The 20,308-nt window shown below is 61.1% G+C and carries 19 protein-coding genes; 13 read left to right on the top strand and 6 right to left on the bottom strand.

The window, feature by feature from the left end:
* Nucleotides 1–29: 29 nt before the first annotated feature.
* The 11 genes from ACMV8A_RS03970 to ACMV8A_RS03920 all read left to right on the top strand — a co-directional run bounded on the left by ACMV8A_RS03970 (nucleotide 30) and on the right by ACMV8A_RS03920 (nucleotide 10,563).
* Nucleotides 30–1,487: a YeeE/YedE family protein gene (locus ACMV8A_RS03970; protein WP_495324447.1), complete on the top strand. Its 1,458-nt coding sequence runs from the start codon at nucleotides 30–32 to the stop codon at nucleotides 1,485–1,487.
* A 33-nt stretch (nucleotides 1,488–1,520) separates the two neighbouring features.
* Nucleotides 1,521–1,772, top strand: coding sequence for a sulfurtransferase TusA family protein (locus ACMV8A_RS03965; RefSeq protein ID WP_495324446.1), 252 nt, complete (start codon nucleotides 1,521–1,523; stop codon nucleotides 1,770–1,772).
* Between the two features lie 3 nt (nucleotides 1,773–1,775).
* Nucleotides 1,776–2,081, top strand: coding sequence for a hypothetical protein (locus tag ACMV8A_RS03960; RefSeq protein WP_495324445.1), 306 nt, complete (start codon nucleotides 1,776–1,778; stop codon nucleotides 2,079–2,081).
* A 12-nt stretch (nucleotides 2,082–2,093) separates the two neighbouring features.
* A complete protein-coding gene (locus ACMV8A_RS03955; protein ID WP_495324444.1) occupies nucleotides 2,094–2,357 on the top strand; it encodes a hypothetical protein in 264 nt (87 codons plus the stop codon).
* Complete coding sequence (locus ACMV8A_RS03950) at nucleotides 2,354–2,536, top strand: hypothetical protein (RefSeq protein WP_495324443.1); 183 nt, start codon at nucleotides 2,354–2,356, stop codon at nucleotides 2,534–2,536. Before ACMV8A_RS03955 ends, ACMV8A_RS03950 begins: the two co-directional genes overlap by 4 nt.
* Before the next feature lie 251 nt (nucleotides 2,537–2,787).
* On the top strand, nucleotides 2,788–4,224 hold the full coding sequence (locus tag ACMV8A_RS03945; RefSeq protein ID WP_495324442.1) for a sulfurtransferase: 1,437 nt from the start codon (nucleotides 2,788–2,790) through the stop codon (nucleotides 4,222–4,224).
* A 72-nt stretch (nucleotides 4,225–4,296) separates the two neighbouring features.
* Nucleotides 4,297–5,526: a multiheme c-type cytochrome gene (locus ACMV8A_RS03940; protein WP_495324441.1), complete on the top strand. Its 1,230-nt coding sequence runs from the start codon at nucleotides 4,297–4,299 to the stop codon at nucleotides 5,524–5,526.
* Nucleotides 5,527–5,965: 439 nt separating this feature from the next.
* Nucleotides 5,966–6,469, top strand: a complete 504-nt coding sequence (locus ACMV8A_RS03935) for a hypothetical protein (protein WP_495324440.1) — start codon at nucleotides 5,966–5,968, stop codon at nucleotides 6,467–6,469.
* Nucleotides 6,470–6,471: 2 nt separating this feature from the next.
* Nucleotides 6,472–7,668 (top strand): selenite/tellurite reduction operon porin ExtI, encoded by a 1,197-nt coding sequence (gene extI, locus ACMV8A_RS03930; RefSeq protein WP_495324439.1) that lies wholly within the window; start codon nucleotides 6,472–6,474, stop codon nucleotides 7,666–7,668.
* Between the two features lie 182 nt (nucleotides 7,669–7,850).
* Nucleotides 7,851–9,179 (top strand): two-component system sensor histidine kinase NtrB, encoded by a 1,329-nt coding sequence (locus tag ACMV8A_RS03925; protein WP_495324438.1) that lies wholly within the window; start codon nucleotides 7,851–7,853, stop codon nucleotides 9,177–9,179.
* Nucleotides 9,172–10,563: a sigma-54-dependent transcriptional regulator gene (locus ACMV8A_RS03920; protein WP_495324437.1), complete on the top strand. Its 1,392-nt coding sequence runs from the start codon at nucleotides 9,172–9,174 to the stop codon at nucleotides 10,561–10,563. Before ACMV8A_RS03925 ends, ACMV8A_RS03920 begins: the two co-directional genes overlap by 8 nt.
* A gap of 18 nt (nucleotides 10,564–10,581) precedes the next feature.
* Here ACMV8A_RS03920 and ACMV8A_RS03915 read toward each other — a convergent pair whose 3' ends face one another.
* The 5 genes from ACMV8A_RS03915 to ACMV8A_RS03895 form a co-directional block, all read right to left on the bottom strand.
* Nucleotides 10,582–12,957, bottom strand: a complete 2,376-nt coding sequence (locus ACMV8A_RS03915) for a phosphoketolase family protein (RefSeq protein ID WP_495324436.1) — start codon at nucleotides 12,955–12,957, stop codon at nucleotides 10,582–10,584.
* 10 nt (nucleotides 12,958–12,967) lie between these two features.
* Nucleotides 12,968–14,158 (bottom strand): acetate/propionate family kinase, encoded by a 1,191-nt coding sequence (locus ACMV8A_RS03910; protein WP_495324435.1) that lies wholly within the window; start codon nucleotides 14,156–14,158, stop codon nucleotides 12,968–12,970.
* Nucleotides 14,159–14,284: 126 nt separating this feature from the next.
* Entirely contained in the window at nucleotides 14,285–15,694 is a 1,410-nt protein-coding gene (locus ACMV8A_RS03905; RefSeq protein WP_495324434.1) for a cryptochrome/photolyase family protein, read from the bottom strand.
* Nucleotides 15,695–15,793: 99 nt separating this feature from the next.
* Nucleotides 15,794–15,997 carry a hypothetical protein gene (locus ACMV8A_RS03900; protein ID WP_495324433.1) on the bottom strand — a complete coding sequence of 68 codons (204 nt, stop codon included), beginning with the start codon at nucleotides 15,995–15,997 and terminating at the stop codon, nucleotides 15,794–15,796.
* 109 nt (nucleotides 15,998–16,106) lie between these two features.
* Nucleotides 16,107–16,991, bottom strand: a complete 885-nt coding sequence (locus tag ACMV8A_RS03895; RefSeq protein ID WP_495324432.1) for a DNA/RNA non-specific endonuclease — start codon at nucleotides 16,989–16,991, stop codon at nucleotides 16,107–16,109.
* A 105-nt stretch (nucleotides 16,992–17,096) separates the two neighbouring features.
* Here ACMV8A_RS03895 and ACMV8A_RS03890 point away from each other — a divergent pair, with 105 nt between their 5' ends.
* Both ACMV8A_RS03890 and ACMV8A_RS03885 read left to right on the top strand, forming a co-directional pair.
* The gene (locus ACMV8A_RS03890; RefSeq protein ID WP_495324431.1) at nucleotides 17,097–17,348 is read left to right on the top strand and encodes a hypothetical protein; all 252 of its coding nucleotides are present in this window, start codon (nucleotides 17,097–17,099) and stop codon (nucleotides 17,346–17,348) included.
* Nucleotides 17,349–17,352: 4 nt separating this feature from the next.
* Nucleotides 17,353–18,012 (top strand): thiopurine S-methyltransferase, encoded by a 660-nt coding sequence (locus ACMV8A_RS03885; protein WP_495324430.1) that lies wholly within the window; start codon nucleotides 17,353–17,355, stop codon nucleotides 18,010–18,012.
* Here ACMV8A_RS03885 and ACMV8A_RS03880 read toward each other — a convergent pair.
* The gene (locus tag ACMV8A_RS03880) at nucleotides 18,009–20,246 is read right to left on the bottom strand and encodes a DUF748 domain-containing protein (protein ID WP_495324429.1); all 2,238 of its coding nucleotides are present in this window, start codon (nucleotides 20,244–20,246) and stop codon (nucleotides 18,009–18,011) included. The two genes, ACMV8A_RS03885 and ACMV8A_RS03880, sit on opposite strands and share 4 nt — an antisense overlap.
* Nucleotides 20,247–20,308: the final 62 nt, after the last annotated feature.

Here is a 20,308-nt window from a genome sequence, read left to right as displayed (position 1 = left end):
TTCAACTAATTGACGACTGGCGGAAGAATATGAGCAATGAAAACGAAGCAGTCGCGGTAGCCGCGCATCGGGAGGGTTGGCTGGCTCAGAAAGGCAACCAGTATGCCATGGGCATCATGGCACTGGTTCTGCTGGGTTCGCTGTGGGTTCTGTCCGTCGACAGCCGTTACATCTACCTGCTGGTATATGTGTGGTTCGGCATGATCTACGGCATGCTGCTGCAATACGGCCGTTTCTGCATGGCGGCAGCAGTGCGCGACCTCTTCGCGGTGGGCGTGCCACGCATGGCGGTGGGCATGATGATCGCGGTGGCGCTGTATTCCATCATCGCCGCGACGGTGACGGTGGGTGGCTTTAGCACCTTCCACCCGCATCCCATAGGCTGGCATGTGGCACTCGGCGGCCTGATCTTCGGTTTCGGTATCGTATTTACCGGCGGTTGCGCCTCCGGCTCTCTGTACAAGGCCGGTGAAGGCAATGTCGGCTCGATGATCGTCATTGTCGCCATCTCCTTTTCCCAGGCCATCTTCGTGGCCGCCAGCGGCTGGTTCGACCGTCTGGTACCAGCTTCCTGGATCGACTCCGCCGTGGCGAAGGACATGCCGGAGGAATTGTCGGTAACCGAAGGCTGGTTCGATATCTTTACCGCCGGCTACGTCTGGGACATGAAGGGTTCCACGCTGGCTGAAACCCTCGGCACTACCAATCCGGTGGTGTCCAGCTATTTCGTCAATACCTTCCTCGTCACCATTTTGCCGACGATCATCATCCTGATCGCCCTGTATGCCGTCTATTACCGCAAGGGCTATATGCGCCGCGCCAAGATCAGCGCGCCGGCCATGGGGGATCACGCGCGCGGCATGTGGTCGATGTTCACCTCGTCGAAGAATACCGCTATTGCCGGCGTCGGCCTGGGTATCTTCGCCGGCCTGCAGATGTGGGTGACCGGTGCGCTGCGCGAGCACTACCACATCTTCAACTTCGGCGAGATGCTGTCCGACATGGGACACACCGCCGGCCTGTCGATTCAGGATACGGTGTTCGACCCGGGTTACTGGTACATCACTACCCAGGAAGCGCAGTGGGGCGCGTGGGTTCTGGAGAAGATGGGCGTCAACATGATGGATAACATCTTCTTCGGCCTGGAAAACGGCATCCCCAATCCGTTGCTCAATGCGCCAGGCTTCATGTCCATCGGCATCATTCTCGGTGCCGCCGTGCTGGCCCTGAGCCGCCGCGAATTCAAATGGAAGCTGCCGAGCATGGAAACCGCCATGTTCGCCCTCATCGGCGGCACCCTGATGGGTATCGGTGCGCGCATCGGCATGGGTTGCAACATCGGCGCCTTCTTTGCCACGGTGACCAACGGCGATCCCAGCGGCTGGGTGTTCCTGGCCGGCATGGTCGGCGGCGGTTATCTGGGCGTCAAGGCATTCAACCTGTGGATCGAGCGCCGTTCCGCCAAGCAGGAAGAATGCGAGCTTTAACAATAAATCCAATATCCACGAAAGGAGCACATCATGGCAGTCAAGTTTGAACAGACCGGCGACGGCGAATACCGGCTCGACGTGTGCGGTTACAGCTGCCCTCACCCGCAGGTATACACCAAGAAGGCCTTGCAGAAGATGGCCTCCGGCGACGTGCTGACGCTGGTGTTCGACAACCCGTCTTCCGGCGAATCCATCATCGCCATGTGCGACAACGAGGGCAACGACCTCTATGAGCGCAGCAATGACGGTGGCATGTCCATTTGGAAAATCAGGAAGGCCTGACCGATGCGTCTGGGCGTGGTAGTCACCGACGATAGTTTTGCGAGTCAGGCAATAGGCGTGTTGCAGGCCGCGGTGAAGCGTGGCTGGGAGACGCGCTGTTTCCTGACTGACACCGGCGTGCGTCTGCTCAACAACTCGCAGTTTGCCAGCCTGGCCCTGTCAGGCAGTGTTGCCACATCGCTGTGCGAACTGAGCGTGGAGCGTTACGAAGGCATCGACGTTGCCCCCATCGCCGACAGGGTGGTGGTGGGTGGCCAGTACCAGGACGCGGAGTTGGTGAAGAACTCCGATCAGGTGCTGGTGTTCTGAGGAGAACGAGTGATGGCAGAGGGAGATAAGAACATTTTGGTGGTGGCCAGATACCGCAAAACCGAGGCCTTGCGCATGGCCAGCGGCCTGACCCTGCTGGATGACCCAGTGCGCGTGCTGGTATGCGGCGAGTTGGAGCCCAGCGACGACCTGAACATCCAGCTCGAATCGCTGGAATTCGCCGACGTGCCGCTGGACCGGGTCGATGACCCCGCTGCCGTGCCGGCGGCACTGGCCAACGCCGTTACCCAGGCTGACGTGGTGTACATCATATGAATGACGCAAGAACCGTATTGGTGTTGGCACCGTCGGCGGCGCAACAGGCACAGGCCGCCGAGTTGATGAACGCCCTGCAGTCCGTGGACCAGGCAACACAGTTGCTGGTGATCGAGGGCAATTACGATCAGGTGTTGGATGCTTTGACCGAAGCCGTGGTGCCGGTGGTAGTGAAGTAGCGTGGCCGCCCAGCGGCAGGGTTGCAAAATGGCGGCGTGCAATGGCGCCACTTCGTTCTGCAATGCCGCGGGACATGGCCGAACTACAAAGTCTGCATGTAACAGCATGAAAAAAAAGGAATCTTGACGCAGACGGAACTCTGGTACGCAAGTTGCTTTGAATGCTGCGTGATGGTTGCCCGGGTCGACGTACCACAAGCGTGCCGGGGTTGAGTCCAGATAATAAACGCTCGATGTGGAGGAGAAGAGTTATGGATATACGTAGCAGCAAGTCGCCATTGAAGGGGGGCGGCATGGTACTGGCTGCCGCCTGGGCAGTCATGTTCCTAGCGGGATGTGTCGGTAGCGAGGACACTTCATCCCCCGCATCGCAGATCACCGTCAATTCACCAGCAGCTATTGCCCAAGAATCGGCCGACGACTACAACGACAACGTGAATGGTTTGATCACTGGTGCTACGTTGAAGCGCTGGAAAGATGACTGGCTCAATGAACGCCCGGCCGGAATCTCCGGAAAGTTGGTGATTCTGCAGCTAACGGCAGGTGCGGCTGGTGCCGAATACGTCAAGCCCAACAAGACCAATGTGGTCACCTATTTATCGCCATCGTCGGAATGGATTCAAACCCGCTCTAACGGTGTGATTACCACCCAAAGCATGGTGCCAGACGGCGCTACCATGGATGGGTTGCTTAAAAAGTACGCCATCGACCCACACAATGACATGATTGTCGTAGCAATGGGCACCGGCAGTACGAATAATGCCATGGGCCAGGGCCGTGTGTGGTACGCCTTGCGGTACTGGGGGGTAGAGGCAAAAAATCTTGCCCTGCTCAACGGCAGCAACGCATGGCAAGTTGACAATAGTTCGATGACTGCCGGGGATTTCGCGACAGCCGCGAGTACAGCGCCGAATAATGGAACCATATCGGTTCGCAGTCTACGAAGCGACAACACGGCACTTCAAGCGACGCTAGAGGACATGCTGGCCATCCTGCCGACAACCGACACCAATGTGCTTAATGACGGGGTGTTCATTTGGGATGCGCGCAGTGTAGCGCAATACAGCGCCGGCGAAGACAATGGCTCAGGCTCGCCATTGGCGGACTATATGACTAGTTTCCAGAACGAAGGCTCGCGTCAGGGGCATCCGCGCGGGGCAATGCAGCTTGACTATACCAACATGCTAAATGAGTGTGGCAACCGTTGTTACTACAAGACCAAGACCGAACTGCAGGCATATATGGATGGCAATATCAGTGGTGCTGGGTTTATCGACGGCACCTATCAGCCCGTCGGTGTGGGTAATGCCTACCAGCCCGGGGATGTCATCTATGGTTATTGTGAAACGACGTTCCGCGCCATGATCACTGGTGTAGCCAGCGCGGTGGTGTTGGGACTGCCGACGCGTTTCTATGACGGCGCCATGATTGAGTGGAATTCGCTGTCGTACCTGCAGGATGCCACCGGAAACTATATCCTGCCGAGTAATTCTCCCTGGCGTACTGACACCAAATCGTTCTATCGGCCAGCTGATGACATCGCAAAGGTAGCGACCCGCGTCATCAATAATGCCTATGCAACCAGTGCCAACTCCGTAGTGAAAGAGGATCGCGCCTATAAGGTCAGTGGCGGGGGTTCTTCCGGTGGTGGCGGTGGGCTGTTGCCGGCCAATCCCTGTGGTGGATGATGTAAAGTAGTGCCTCCTTGTTGGCCCACGGCTTGCCGTGGGCCTTTTCTTTCAGCCTTGGAGGACAGACTGATGCGTGGCCGTGGAGGACTATGGCACTGGGCGCTGCCCGCTCTATTGCTGATGCTGACCGCCTGCGGCGAGAAACCACCTGCAGCCGCTACAGACATTGGGGCATTTCTGGCGCGCCACTGGGCCGATCCTATCGCGCCGCAGGGCACTCCTCCGGCGGGCTTCACCGCCCTCGAGGCGTCTCTGGCGCCGCAGGACTGCGCCCACTGCCATCAAGCACAGTGGGAGCAATGGCGCAGCAGTCTGCACAGCCACACCATGGGGGCCGGTATCCAGTGGCAGCTGCGTTTGATGAGCCAGGAGCAGGGCAACAAGTGTCTGCGCTGTCACGCACCCCTGGCTGAACAAAAGGCTCTGGTGGCCATGCAGCAGGGATGGCCCGGCGCCCCGAAGAAAGCGCCGCCGGCCTATGTTTCGGCGGATCTGGCCGATCAAGGACTGGTCTGCGCCGCGTGCCATGTGCGCGGTCATCAGCGCTTTGGCCCGCCCGCCAACAAGCCGCAGGCGGAGCCGGTGCCGCACGGTGGCTTCGTGGCCAGCGCTGCCTTCGAAGACAGCCGTTTCTGCGCCACCTGTCACCAGTTCCCACCCGATGGGCCGCGGGTGAACGGTAAATTGCAGGAAGATACCTATGCGCAGTGGCAGGCCAGCCCCTACGCGGAGACGAAGAGCTGCCAGTCGTGCCACATGCCCGAGCGGCAGCACCTGTTCCGCGGTGTACATGATCGCGAGATGGTGTTGCAGGCCCTGGATGTGACGCTGGACGTACTGCCCGCTGGCCAGGCCGGCGAGGCGATCGCCAGGGCCGTGATAAGCAATACTGGCGCGGGACACCACTTCCCCACCTACATGGTGCCCAAGGTGGATGTGATATTGCAGCTGGTGGATGGCAAGGGTGGGCGCCGCCCCCTGGCACGCCGCGTCATCGGCTGGGGCGTGAACGTGGCGCTGACCGCGGAGAGTTATGACACGCGCATCCCGGCGGGCGGGCAGTTGGTTGTGGAGCAAGGCTTCAATCTTGCCGATGTCCCGGGATGGCAGGTGGAGCTGAGGCTGAACGTGGCGCCGCGGGAGCATTATGAACGCATGTTCAAGGACAGCCTGCGCCATGTCGATGTTATGGCGCCGGATGTTGTGGACCTGCTGCGGCAGGCCCTGAAGGAGGCCGAAGCCACCCGTTTCGAAGCCCTGCATCTCACGGCGGAACTGCCAGGGCGAATTGCAAATTGAGATGCTGCAATGCCACTGCTTGGTGATGCAATCGCGCCAATCCGCGCATGTGGAGCTAATGCATTGAATTTACGCTGTATTGTGACATGGCATGTGCTGTGCTTAGTACCCGATGGATTTTGGGTGGAGGCTGTGCCGCGATGAACTGGAAATGGCATGTCGGCGCTGTGCTCGGGCTTCTGCTCCTGTTGCCGCTGTCCAGCGGTGCGGCAACCGGCGAGGCGGCGGCGGAGGCATTGCCGCCTATCGAGGCAGGCAGCGCGCCGACCCCGGAAAAAAAATCGAGGCTTCGGTTCAAACGGGGCCCGACCTGCATGTGTGTACGCGGTACCAGTGAAGAAGAGATACGTGAGGCAGAGGAAAAGCGGTCCCGCTCCAGGCAGTAAGCCGCCGCTGCGATAGAACTACAGAGAGGAGGAGTTAGACGATGGTAATAAAAATGATAGGCAGGACAGTACGGCAGTTCACCCGCGCGGCCATTGTCATGGGGGCGCTGACCTTTGCAACGGTGTTGACGGTGGTGTTTACCGCGGAAACGGATGAGTTGGCCGATTCCGCTGCCGTTGTTGTCGATACCGGCTGGGGCAGCGAGGCCTTGTCACTGGTGCACGAGGGCTCCAGCCGGATGTCTCCGATCCCCCTCGCCAATGCCTGTGGCATGGGCGCTTCCAGTTGCTTCAAGTGCCACAACGGCCAGCGCGCCGCGGCGCCCACCATGGACAGCGCCACTGCTCCTTGGCACACCCACCACAAGACCGTTAACAACTCCTGTGTCGGCTGTCACCAGGGCAACCCCCGCGTCATGAAGCAGGACATTTCGCACAAGGGCCTGATCGGTGACCCGCGTACCGACACGGCCAAGGCCTGCGCCAGCTGCCATACCGGCGCCGATTTGAACGAACTGAACAAGCACTACACGTCACTGGTTGGGGGAGGTAAATAACAATGAACGGCAAAAATCGCATCGATGGGAAAGGAGGGGCCCTATACCGCTCGGTCCGCACCGCGTTGTTCGCAGCGGGAGTGTCATGTGTGGCGCTGCCCGGCCTGGTCCAGGCCGGCCCAACGATTCAGTACGGCGAAGAGGGCTATGTGACCTTCAGCTACGCCCTGCAGATGTGGATGCAGCAGAAGGATTACAGCTCCGCAAACCACAGTGGCAGTTCCTTCGACACCTTCCTGCGCCGCAACCGCCTGACCTTCATGGGGCAGTACAACGATCAAATTGGCTTCTATGCGCAGCTGGAGGCGGGCAACGACAGCAAGTACGGCAATGACGAGCGCGGGGTATATTATCGCGATGCCTATGTGACGCTGGATTTCAGTGATGAGATGCGCTTCATCGCCGGCCGTTTCAAGAACACCTTCTCGCGCGAGAATCTGGAGGCGTGTTTGGAGCCGCTGACCCTTGACCGCTCGATCATCTCCTATACGCCGTTTGCCGGCAGTCGTGATACCGGCGTGGCGATGTGGGGCAATCTGGCAGATGCCAAGTTCCAGTACCGTGTCATGATCGCGGATGGCCGGGAAGGCGATAATTTGCCGAAGGATACGCCGCGTTACACGGTTCGCGCCCACTATTCGGCGTTTGATCCCGAATTCGACTATGGCTACCTCGGTACTTATCTGGGAACCCGGAAGGTGCTGACCATTGGCGCTGCCTATGATTACCAGGCAGACGTGGCCTACGCCAATTCAACCTTGCGTCGTGACGCCAAGGACTATAAAGGCATAACGGTGGATGTGTTCTACGAGCAGCCCACCGCCAGTGGCACATATACGTTGTCTGCCGCTTATTTTGATTATGACACCGGCAATGCAATCAATGTTGATCCGGATGCCAACCTGCCAACCACGACCCAGCTGGAAGCCAACTATGTCAAGGCCGGCTACCTGTTCCCAGGCAAGATCGGCATGGGGCGGTTGCAATTGTTCGCGCGCCATGACACTGCCAAGTACAATGTCACGGGCAGTTTTCTGGACAACAAGACCACCGCCGTCGGCGCCAATTACTATATCGACGGCCAGAAGGTGAAGGTCACGCTGGAACATGCCATGGTCAAGTTTGATACCGAGCATGCTACCGACCATACGCGCCAGAACAATTCGCAAACTACACTGGGGCTACAGGTCATTTTCTGATTGGTGTGAGCGGCATGCCGTGCCACTCACTGCAATAAGGCACTCCTGCTGTTGTTGAGCAACGCGTGACGGTACGCTCCCGTCACGCGTTTTTTTTCGGATGCCGGCGCTCATGTGCTTGTCGGTGTCTTTGGGTACAATGTTCCTTCCAACACGGAGCATCATTCATGGTGGCGTAACTGATGAACGAAGCGGTGGTGTGGCTTGTATGGAGCGGCACGGTGGCTTTGCTGCTGCTCCTGCTCGGAATAAATCATGTGTATCTTGCGAAGCTGCGTGCCCGCATTCTGGATGCACGGGGAGGGACGTTGGAACCGGTCGGACGCCTGCCCAGGGTGCCCCTGTATGCGTTGCGATTGATCCAGGAATATGACCTTACAATCAATCGATTGCGCTCGATGTTTCACACGGTCGAGGAATGCCAGTCCAGGGTATTGACCGAACGAAACAAGATAAACGCCATTCTACAGAGTTTGCCGGGTGTTCTTCTGAACGTGGCGGACGATCTCGCAATATCTACCGTAAATCGCCAGGCGGAAGAACTGTTCGGTATGAGTGCCGAGCGGATGAGAGGGATTAACCTATTCGACCTCATCACGCTCAACGAGCATGACCGTGCCATCATGCGGGATGCCTTTCTCTACAAACAGCCGATACGGAATCAGGAAATTACCCTGCATATCTCCGGAAAAAAACGCTGGTTTTCCCTGAATCTCGGCTTTTTCAGCGAGCACGAATCGGACATGGGGGCAGTAATTACCCTGCTTGACATAAGTGAATACCGCGAATTGCAGGACACCGTCGCCAACCGCGAAAAACTGGTGGCGATGGGTCAGTTGGCCGCCGGAGTGGCGCATGAGTTGAACACTCCGTTAGGGAATATTCTTGGCTATTCGCAACTCATCGAGGTTAACCCAGTCAATGCAGAAAGAGTCGCTGAGTATGCCAAGGTGGTATCCAGTGAGACGAAGCGTTGTTCGCGCATTGTCCAGGACCTGCTCAATTATGCGCGTAAGGAGCAGTGCAGCGGTGAGGTCTGTGATATCGGTCAATTGCTCAACGAGGTGATCGATACCTTCATCAATTGCCGCATGCGCCGCTACGGAATCGACGTAGTGATGTCGCTGCCACGGGAGCCGCTGATCGTTGAGGGTGATTGTGGGCAATTGGACATCGTGTTCACCAATCTGTTGCAAAATGCGATTCACGCACTGGAGGGCGTCGAGAGGCCGGTGATCACCATTCGGGCATTGGCAGGGGATACACGCTATGTACATATCGCGGTAGAAGACAATGGGCCAGGTGTGCCGGAAGAGCTGCGCAGTCGCATCTTTGACCCCTTCTTTACCACCAAGGATGTCGGCGCGGGAACCGGATTGGGGTTGTCCATCTCCCAGGCGATGCTGGCGAAGCGTGGCGCCAATATCCGTTATGACGGCGACTATACCGGTGGCGCTAGGTTTGTGATTACCCTCCCCGCCGTCGACATGAAGAGAGTAGGAAATGAATAGTGAATCCACGCCCCCCCTGATGCCGCAGGTCGTAATCCTGGTGGTGGAAGACGATCGCAATATGCGCGACCTGATCGTCAATATCCTGACCGATGTTCACCCCGGGGGCAGGGTTGAGTCAGTGGAGAATGTGCATCAGGCGATGGAGTTCATTGAAAACAACCCGGTAAGTGTGGTGGTTACCGATCTACGTATGCCTGGCGGCGATGGGATTGATGTATTGGGCTTCGTGCGTGAGCGCAGCCCGAACACACAGGTCGTCCTGGTCACCGGCTACGCGACGGTGGAGTCGGCCGTCGACGCCCTGAAACATGGTGCATTTGACTATCTGCGCAAGCCATTCGAGACAGTGGAGCTGCGCTGCACGGTAGAGCGCGCGTTACAGCATCATTTGTTGAGCACGGAGAATCAACGCCTGCGGCAGCAGCAGCGGGCGCTGGCGGAGAAGGGTGATCTCATCGGAGAGTCCCAGGCCGTTCTCAAGGTGCGCAAGCTGATTGACGCGGCATCGGCATATGATTGCAGTGTTCTGATTACCGGAGAGAGCGGCTGCGGCAAGGAGCTGGTAGCGCGGCAGATTCATATGCAGAGCGCGCGCAAGGACAAACCGTTCGTGGCCATCAACTGCGCGGCGATACCGGAAAATCTGATTGAAAGCGAACTGTTCGGTTACAAGAAGGGGGCGTTTACCGGCGCCGAGCGCAGCAAAATCGGCTTGTTCGAAGCCGCCAACGGCGGCACCCTGTTTCTCGACGAAATAAATAATTCAAGTCTCGCCTTGCAGGCAAAGCTGTTGCGTGTCCTGCAGGACGGCACCTTCTACGCCATGGGCGACACCGCGCCGTGCAGCGTCGATGTGCGCGTTATTGCGGCGACAAACAAATCCATTCCTGTGTTGATTGAGAAAGGGACTTTCCGCGAGGACTTGTACTACCGTTTGACGGTGATGGAGATACCGATGCCGGCGCTGCGTGAGCGCAGGGATGACATTCCGCTGTTGACCTATTATTTCATCAACAAATACTCCACCCGCCTCAACAAGCCGGTAAAAGGCATGGATACCGAGGTATTGGGCGTCCTGCTGCGTCACGACTGGCCGGGAAATGTGCGTGAGTTGGAGAACGTGGTACAGCGCATGATCATCCTGACCGAGGGCGACAAGATCCGCGAAGAGGTGCTGCCGCATCACCTGACGGAAAAACGAACAACGCCTAACAGCTCCCTCGATTTCCTGCCGCCGCAGAGCCTGGAGGAAATCGAGGCCTATTTCATCCGCAAGACTTTGCGCGAGACCCAGGGTGATCGTTCGCTCGCCGCCGAGATCCTGGGTATCGACAAATCCACATTGTGGCGCAAGATCAAGCGTTACAATCTGGACGTTTGATTTCTACCTATTCCTGCCCTAATAAGGCCACACCCAATCCCTGATCTCCGGCATGTCCTCGCCGTGGCGGCGGATGTACTCCTTGTGCTCGATGAGCTTCTCGCGCAGCCGCTGCTTGGCATAGGCGGCGGCCGCGCCGAGCTGGGGCAGGCGCTCGATGACATCCATCACTAGGTGGTAGCGATCCAGGTCGTTCATCACCACCATGTCGAACGGGGTGGTGGTGGTACCCTCCTCCTTGTAGCCGCGCACGTGCAGGTTTTTGTGGTTGGTGCGGCGGTAGGCGAGGCGGTGGATCAGCCAGGGGTAGCCGTGATAGGCGAAGATGACCGGCTTGTCGGTGGTGAACAGGGTGTCGAACTCCTTGTCCGGCAGGCCGTGCGGGTGCTCGGATGGCGGCAGCAGGCGCATCAGGTTGACGATGTTGACCACGCGCACGCGCAGCGCGGGGAATTCGCGGCGCAGGATGTCCACAGCGGCGAGGGTTTCCAGCGTTGGGATGTCACCGGCGCAGGCCATCACCACGTCCGGCTCGCCGCCCTGGTCGCTGCTGGCCCATTCCCAGATGCCCAGCCCTTCGGTGCAGTGTTTCACCGCCGCGTCCATGTCCAGGTACTGCAGCTGCGGCTGTTTGCCGGCGACGATGACGTTGACGTAGTCGCGTGAGCGCAGGCAGTGGTCCGCCACCGACAGCAGGGTGTTGGCGTCGGGCGGCAGATAGACGCGGATGATCTCCGCCTTCTTGTTCACCACGTGGTCGATGAAGCCGGGGTCCTGGTGTGAGAAGCCATTGTGGTCCTGACGCCAGACGTGGGAGGTGAGCAGGTAGTTGAGTGAGGCAATGGAGCGGCGCCAAGGGATGTGGCGCGTCACCTTGAGCCATTTGGCGTGCTGATTGAACATGGAGTCGACCAGGTGGATGAAGGCCTCGTAGCAGGAGAAGAAGCCGTGGCGGCCGGTGAGCAGATAGCCTTCCAGCCAGCCCTGACAGGTGTGCTCCGACAGGATTTCCATCACGCGGCCATCGGGCGCGAGGTGGTCGTCGTCGTTGTAGTGATCTGCCAGCCAGGTGCGGTCGGTCACTTCGAACAGATCACCGAGGCGATTGGAAGCGGTTTCGTCGGGGCCAAAGACCCGGAAGTTGCGGTGATCGTCGTTCTTCTGCATCACGTCGCGCAGGAAGCGGCCGAGGGCACGGATGGATTCGGCGCTGCTGGTGCCGGGTTTGTTCACCGGCAAGGCGTAGTCGCGGAACGCGGGCAGGCGCAGGGCCTTGAGCAGCAGGCCGCCGTTGGCATGGGGGTTGGCCGACATGCGCCGCGTGCCGTGCGGCGCCAGCGCCGTGATCTCCGGGCTGGGACGGCCGTGGGCGTCGAACAGCTCCTGGGGCCGGTAGCTTTGCAGCCACTCCTGCAACAGGGTGATGTGTTCCGGTTTCTCGCGCAACTCGCCGAAGGGAACCTGATGCGAGCGCCAGTAGTCCTCGGTCTTCTTGCCGTCCACGCTCTTCGGACCGGTCCAGCCCTTGGGTGAGCGCAGGATGATCATCGGCCAATGCGGCCGCGTCGGGTCGTTGGTGCTGCGCGCATGGTGCTGGATCAGGCGGATGCGTTCGCACACCGTGTCCAGGGTTGCGGCCATCTGCTGGTGCATCTGCATCGGATCAGAACCCTCGACGAAGAAAGGCTCGTAGCCGTAGCCGCGCATCAGGGCCTCCAGCTCGTCGCGCGGGATGCGCGCCAGCACGGTGGGATTGGCGATCTTGTAACCGTTCAGATGCAGGATCGGCAGCACTGCGCCGTCGCTGATCGGGTTGAGGAATTTGTTGGAATGCCAGGCGGTCGCCAGCGGGCCGGTCTCTGCCTCGCCGTCGCCGACCACGCAGGCCACCAGCAGATCCGGATTGTCGAAGGCCGCACCGAAGGCATGGCTCAGGGCATAACCCAGTTCGCCGCCTTCGTGGATCGAGCCGGGTGTTTCCGGCGCCACGTGGCTGGGGATGCCGCCGGGAAAGGAAAATTGCTTGAACAGGCGCTTCATGCCCTCGGCGTCCAGAGAGATATCGGGGTAGGTTTCGCTGTAACTGCCTTCCAGCCAGGCGTTGGCCACCATCGCCGGGCCACCGTGGCCGGGACCGCAGACGTAGATCATGTCGAGGTCGCGCTGGCGGATGATGCGGTTGAGATGGACGTAGATGAAATTGAGTCCCGGTGTGGTGCCCCAGTGGCCAAGCAGTCGCGGCTTGACGTGCTCCACGGTGAGCTGCTGGGTCAGCAGCGGATTGTCGAGCAGGTAGATTTGTCCCACCGACAGATAGTTGGCGGCTCGCCACCAGGCGTCGATCTGCGCCAGTTCGGTGGCATCGAGCGGGGCAGTGGGATTGTGTGTGGTCATGATCTGTTCCTCATTCCGTGGCAGTGAATTCGAGTGTGGCGCGGGCGATCTCCAGTTCCTCATCGGTGGGGATCACCCACACCTGCACGGCGCTGTCATCGGCGCAGATGCGCCGTGCCGTGCCGTCGGCCGCGTTATTGCGCGTGTCATCGAGCTGGATGCCGAACCGCCCCAGTCCGTCGCAGGCGCGGCGCCGCATGTCGGCGTCATTCTCGCCGATACCGGCAGTGAAGATCACGGCATCGACCCGTCCCAGGGCGGCGCTGTAGGCACCGATATATTTTTTCAGGCGGTAGCCGGTGATATCGAGTGCCAGTTGCGCATCCACATCGCCGGCATCGGCGCGGACATGGACCGTGCGCATGTCGCTGCTGCCGCACAGACCGTGCAGGCCGCTGTCGAAAAACAGCAGGCGTTCGGCGGCGGCGGCATCCAGTCCGGCATGGCGCATGAGATAGAACGGCACTGCCGCATCGATGTCGCCGCTGCGCGTGCCCATCACCAGCCCTTCCAGCGGTGTCATGCCCATGGAAGTGTCGATGCTGCGTCCGTCCTTGACGGCCGTGACGCTGGCGCCGTTGCCCAGATGCAGCACGATCAGGTTGAGCTGCTGCAGCGGTCGTCCCATCAGTTCGGCGGCGCGGCGGCTGACGTATTGCACCGAGGTGCCGTGAAAGCCGTAGCGGCGCACCTGATGGTCACGCCAAGTCCATTCCGGCAGCGCGTAGCGCCAGGCACGGGGCGGCAGGGTATGGTGAAAGGCGGTGTCGAACACGGCCACCTGCGGCACGCCGGGACACAGTTCGGCAGCCAGATCGATGCCGTGCAGGTTGGCCGGATGGTGCAGGGGCGCCAGCGGTGTGAGTTGGCGCAATTCCTCCAGGTTGGTGTCATCGAGCAGCAGCGGCGCGCGGAAGCGATCGCCGCCATGCACCACGCGATGACCGATGGCGCCCAGTTGCGCCGCGCCGCTGACGATCCCATGCTGAGCCAGCAGGCGAAATACCTGTTGCAAGGCGGCCTGGTGGTCGGGGGCGGCGCCGGGACAGGTGGCCTCGCCGCTCGCCCAGACCATGCGCAACATACTGTCAGGTTGGCCGATGCGCTCGGCGCTGCCACCGGCCAGCCAATGCAGATCACTGGTGGCAAAGACCTTGAACTTGAGCGACGAGCTGCCGCAGTTGAGTACCAGGATTTTCATGAGCAGGTAGTCAGTGAGCAGGTGGTCAGAGCAGCAAACGGGTCCATGTTCATGTTGTGGTGCGGTGAGAGTGAGGCGTGGGTACTCGCTATGGTCACACCCAGCATAGACCATAGCTGCCGCATGTTACGTTTTGATGCTCGCGTAGGCCGCCAGGGCGCGCTGTCGACTCGCCTTGAGATCGACCAGCGGCGGCGCATAGGGTGCCGGTGGTTGCGGTGCGTTCCAGGGTTGATGGATATACCGCTCCGGCAAATCTGACAATTCAGGCAGCCAGCGCCGCACATAGTTCCCCTGCGGATCGAACTTCTCGCCCTGGCTCACCGGATTGAAGATGCGGAAATAGGGCGCCGCGTCGGCGCCGCAGCCGGCCACCCATTGCCAGCCCAGGGTGTTGTTGGCGAGGTCCGCATCCACCAGCGTGTCGTTGAACCATGCTGCGCCCTCCTGCCAGGGGATGAGCAGATTCTTGGTGAGGAAGGAGGCTACCACCATGCGCACCCGGTTGTGCATCCAGCCGGTGTGCCACAGTTCGCGCATGCCGGCGTCGACGATGGGAATACCGGTATTGCCGCGCTGCCAGGCGATGAGGTCTTCACGGTAATCATGCCGCCAGGGGAAGCGCTCGAAACGTGCATCCAGCGGCTGGCCTGCGGTGTGCGGGTAGTGATGCAGCAACTGATGGGCAAACTCGCGCCATAGTAGTTGGCGCAGCCAGCTCTCGGCGTTTTGTGTCAGTCCGGCATGACGTTGCGCGGACAGCTGTTGCTGCGCCAGTGCCAGCAGGCGGCGCGGGCTGATCTCGCCAAAGTGCAGATGGGGTGACAGGCGTGCCGTGCCGGCGTGATCGGGGCGATCGCGCTCAACGGCATAGTGGCCGAAGGCCTGCTCAAGAAAGGCGGCCAGACGTTCAGCGGCACCGGCCTCGCCCGGCTGCCAATGGGTGGCAAGCCCACTATCCCAGCGGATGCGCGGCAACAGCTGCAGCGCCGCCAGTGGTTCGCCCCGCCATTGCGGTGCCACCGGTGGCAGGGCGTGGGGCGCGACGTGCAGGGCGAGATCGAAACCGCATTTCTGCGCGGCATTCCAGTAAGGTGTGAACACCCGGTACGGCGTGCCGTCGGCCTTGAGCAGTTGCCAGGGTTCGTTGAGCAGCAGCGCATTGCTGCTGGCGACATGAATGCTGTCGGCACGCAGGGCCTGCTTGATGGTGCTGTCGCGGGCGATCAGTGCAGGTTCATAGACGCGATTCCAGTAGACGTGTGTGGCGCCGGTCGCGTCGATCAATGCGCGCAACACCTCCAGCGCCGGGCCGCGGCGCAGCAGCAGGCGCGAGCCGCGCCGTTGCAGTTCCCCATCCAGCGCCGCGAGGCTGTGATGCAGCCACCAGCGCGAGGCAGCGCCGTTTGGTGCATCCTCCGGCGTGTCGATGTAAACGGGGATCACCCGTTCACAACCGGCTAGCGCCGCGAGCAGGGCCGGATTGTCGGCCAGGCGCAGGTCGCGGCGAAACCACAGCAGGGCGGTCGTCATCATGGTTACAGCCTACACGATGCGGCGGTGCAACGAATCCTGGGGTGGTGCGGAAAAACAAAACCCCGCGAAAGCGGGGTTTTGCTTGCCACAGGTACCGAATCAGTAACCCTTGTAATACTCCAGCGGCTTCACACCGCTGGCGGCGGTGAGTTCGGCCATGCGCTTTTTGTACTTCTCCATGAAGCTGCCTGCCGGCGGGTTGCTGTATTCCTGGTAACGGAAACCGTTCTTGTTGATGTAGGCCAGGTACTCGGTTTCCAGCTGAATCATTTCCTGTTTGATGGCGTCGATATTTCCGCTCATGGTAGACACGCTCCGTCAGTGTGTACGAATCACGAAAGTTGAAAATTTGCCGGCGGCAGAGCAGCCGGACCGTTGCAGGCGCATAGTTTGTGCAAAGGAAAAATCGCGGTCAATATCGGCCCGGACGGCGCGCGATTTCCTCCAGGCGCCAGGCGCCCGGGTCAATCGCTGCCTCCAGCCGGGCCTGCAACTCAGCCTCCATGTGGGGGAAGAAATCGAAGCCGGTAAGCTCCTCCACGTGATCGACGCTGGTGACGAAGCGGTCCAGCGGTTCGTTGCCCCTGACCGTCTGCGGCACCACGAAGGCCAGCAGTTTGGGTTCGCCGTCGGGGCCGCCCTGGGGCGCGGCGAGGATCTTGAAAAAGGCATCGGGCACCTCCACCCGTTTGGAACTGGGCAGGCGCTGGATGTCCGCATCGAATACCGGTCCGGTGATCACCCACAACTCGGCATAGCGTGGCGCGAACACGTCGATCTCCGCCTCTTCCAGGCGTTGCCATACCTTTTGGTTGAGATTGGGCCGCTGCGGGGTGATGTTGGTCATGAGAAAGGTCTGCAACTGCGCCTGCGCGCCGTACAGGCGCGAGATGGCGTAGTTGGGCGCGAGGTGGCCGCGATCGTAGCCGCTGCCGCTGTAGTCGTCGTGGCCGATGGAGTTGAGGGCGCGCCAGTCGCGCTCGAAACGTGGCGGCCGGCGCAGGCGCGGGGCGCCGGCGGGTACCGGACTCAGCTTGTATTTCACCCACAACGGGTTGCCGCGCAGGTCGGACCACCCCACCAGAAAGGCATCGTTGCGCAGCACGCGGGTCCAGGTGCTCGGTTGCCAGGCCTGCGCCTGTGGCACGCCGTGCCAGGCCAGGGCCGGGCGCGCGTGCAGCACCTCATAGCCGTACCAGCCGGCGGCGAGGAGGGCGGCGAGCAGCAGCACCAGCGGGTGACGCCGCAGCAGAAACAGCAAGGGTCCGATACGGATGGTGGTGCGCCGGCGTGCCATGCGATCTCCGAGTGATGTGGGAGGGCGGATTATACCTGCCTACCCTCGGTGTGGATGAAGGCCTATGATTGCAACTTGTTATGCAAAAGATAAAGGATGTGTCGCATGTCCGAGCATGAGTTCGAACAGCAGGGCCTGTTACCGGCCGATCTGCGCGAGAGCTACGCGGTGATCTATGCGCCGCGGCGGCAGCGTCAGCGTTATCCGGAAAATACAGTGACGGTGGTGGCGACCGAGCAGGAGGCCCTGGCCCAGGCCGATGCCGCCAAGCAGCTGTATGCGGCGCGGGTGTGCGGGCCGTTCCGCTCGTCCGAAGGTTTCAAACTGTTTTATCTGGTGCGCTGGTTGGGAGAGTGAGGCAATGAAGGCGGAGTTCTGGCTGGAGCGCTGGCAGCGCAAGGAGATTGGTTTTCATCAGGGCGAGATCAACGCCCATTTGCAGGAATACTGGGGTGGCCTGCGCTTGCCGGCGGGGGCAGAGGTCTTCGTGCCCTTGTGCGGCAAGAGTCGCGACATGCTGTGGCTGCGCGCCCAGGGCCATCGCGTGCTGGGCGTGGAGCTGAGCCCGCTGGCAGTGGAAGACTTCTTCCTGGAAAACGAACTCAAACCGCAGGTGCGCAGCCATGGCGCCTTCGACAGCTGGAGCTGCGACGGTATCACCTTGCTGTGCGGTGACTTCTTCGATCTGGAGCCAGCCGATCTCAAGGGGGTGGCCGCTGTATATGACCGTGCCTCCCTGGTGGCCCTGCCGCCGGAGATGCGCGCGCGTTATGCCGGTCATCTGCACCATATCCTGCCGGCCGTGGCACCGATGCTGTTGGTGACCATGGACTATCCGCAGGCGGAGATGGAGGGGCCGCCGTTCGCAGTGACCGAACAGGAGGTGCGCGGTTTCTACGCCGGGCGCTACGCGGTGGAGCGGCTGTTCGCCCTCGACATCCTGCCAGAGACGCCGCGCTTCCGCGCCGCCGGTGTAACGCGGCTGGATGAGGTGGTGTACGCCCTGCGCCCGTCCCGTTAGAGCAGCAGTTCCACCCGCGGCTGCGCTGCGGCGGCGGCATCGATGGCCGGATGGCAGATGAACAACTGTTCCGGCTCTACGCCGTGTTGGTTGATCAGCTGATCTTTGACCGCCTCGGCGCGTTGGCGCGCCAAAGTCTCCAGCAGCGTGGTTATCACACTCTCCTCCAGCGGCGGTTTGTTCTTCTGCGGTAGTGGCCGATCGGCGGCGGTGGCGTAGCCGCATAGTTGCAGGCGCAGCTTGGGCCGTTCCTTGAACAGCGCGCCGATCTTGTCAATGTAGGGTTGTTGCTGCGTCTCGATGACCGCCAGGCCAGGGGTGAAGATCAGCGGCTCGAACTGAATGCTGCCGGCACCGCCGGCCATGGAGGCCAGGGTAAGCAGGCCGCCGTAGGGTTGCAGGAACAGCTTCAGATAACCGACGGTGGCGAGCCGCATGGTCTTGCCCATCGCGGTGTTGATGGCGTCGGAGATATCGAAGGAGGGATCACGCAGATTGCCGCTGATGGGCAGGTCGAGCGCAATGTTGTCGTTGCGGTCCTTGAGCATGTAGAGGGCGGTGGCGAGCGGGATCTTCAGCTGGTCGCTGAACTGCGCCATCTTGGCCGGATCGGTGGGCTCCACCGCCAGCTTGTGGATGCGCAGCTGGTTGTTGCCGTCGAGCATGTCGTCGCGGATGGTCAGTTCCATCGTAGCGCCGAGCTGTCCGCTGCGCAGGTTGTAGCCCAGATGGCGCATGGTATAGGGCGTCAGCGGCGGCAGGTCCAGTCCCTTCAGTTCGCTGCGCAGGGTGAGGTTGGTCTTGGCGGTAAACGGCCGAATTTCGCCGCGCACGTCCATGGCGGTGTATTTGCCGGCACGGCCGCTCAGTTGGAACTGGGCGGGGACATCGTGCGCGCGGTTGTCGATGCCGGTGATCTCGGCCTTGGTGATGTGCAGCGTCTGGTGGAAGGCGGGTTTGAGCGACAGGTCGCGGAAGTCGATGGTGTTGTCGCCGTCGAGAATGACGCGGGCAATGCGCAGCGCCGGCCCGGGGCGGTCTTGTGCCGGCGGCGCGGTTTCGGCCGCCTTCGTGGCCGGCAACAGCAGGCGGCCGTCGGCCGCGCGTTGCAGCATCACCTGCAATCCTTGCAGGTGCATGGTTTCGATGGCGATGTCGTCGCTGCTGCGCAGCTCGATACCGCTTGCCTCCATGCCAGACAGAGTGAGCAGCGCCTCTGCTGCCTGCGCATCGGCAAGCGCCGCTCCTTGCAGCACCGCACGGCCTTGCGCCGTTAGTACCGCCAGGCCGCCATGCTGCAGCGCGAGTGCGAGTTGGCCGTCCCATTGCAGACGCTCGCCACTGATCCGCCAGGGTTGAACGGTGACGGTGACAGCGTGCAGGCCCAACCGGCCTTGTTGCGTCAGTTGCAGGGCCTCGTTGTCGACACGGACACCGAAGTTGCTGTCGACCGCCAGCCGCGCCTGTACCGCCGGTATGCCGGCCGGGGCCAGGGCCAGGAACGGTGTCAGGTCGAGGGGTTGCAGGGTCAGGTGTGCGGCGGCCGTGATGCTGCCGGCCAGCGGCGCGGCTTCTGCGGTGAGGACGAAGCCGCTGTCATTGAGTCGTCCCTCGGCGTGCAGCCGGGTGTGCTGTTGGGGCAGCCAGGTGTAGAAATCCTCCAGCACCAGGGTATCGAGGGTGAGGCTGGTGGTGAGGTCGGGCAGCGACAGCTCAAGGCGAATACCCTCCATATCGGCCTGTTGCAGACCGACACCCCAGACCGGCGTTTGATCGCTGGCGTCGGCGGGGGATGCCGGTGGCGGCAGGTCGATGCCGGCGAGGCGCCAGCGCGCGTTCGCTGTCTGACGGATATCCAGCTGGGTACCGCGCAGCGCCAGCGATTCAATCATGAGCTGTTTTTGCCACAGCGGGCGCCAGGCCAGACGTACTTGCAGTTGTTCAACATGCAGCACCGGTCGCCCCTCGCGCTCGGCACGCAACTCCTCCAGCTTCAAACGCAGGGTGAATACATTGAAGTCGATGTTGGCGATGCTGACTGCCTCCAACCCCTGTTCGCGTAACGCATATTCGAGGCCGAAGCGCATGCCTACCGGGATCAGGGCCAGCAGGGTGGCGGCAGCGATGATGCCGAGCAGCAGGGCGCGCAGCCAGCGCGGGAAATGATGGTGGGGTACGGCAGTGGTTGGGGCGGCGGCTTCCATGGCGGCAGGGTCCTGCTTGTCCTTATTCATGTATAGAGTATATGCAAAGTGCCCCGCCTTGCTTTCCTGCCGTTCAGCCGCATAGTTTGAGC

The organism is Sulfurivermis sp. (assembly GCF_059410345.1).
Note: the sequence above shows the minus strand (reverse complement) of the source record. Positions and strands in the feature narration are given on the sequence as shown.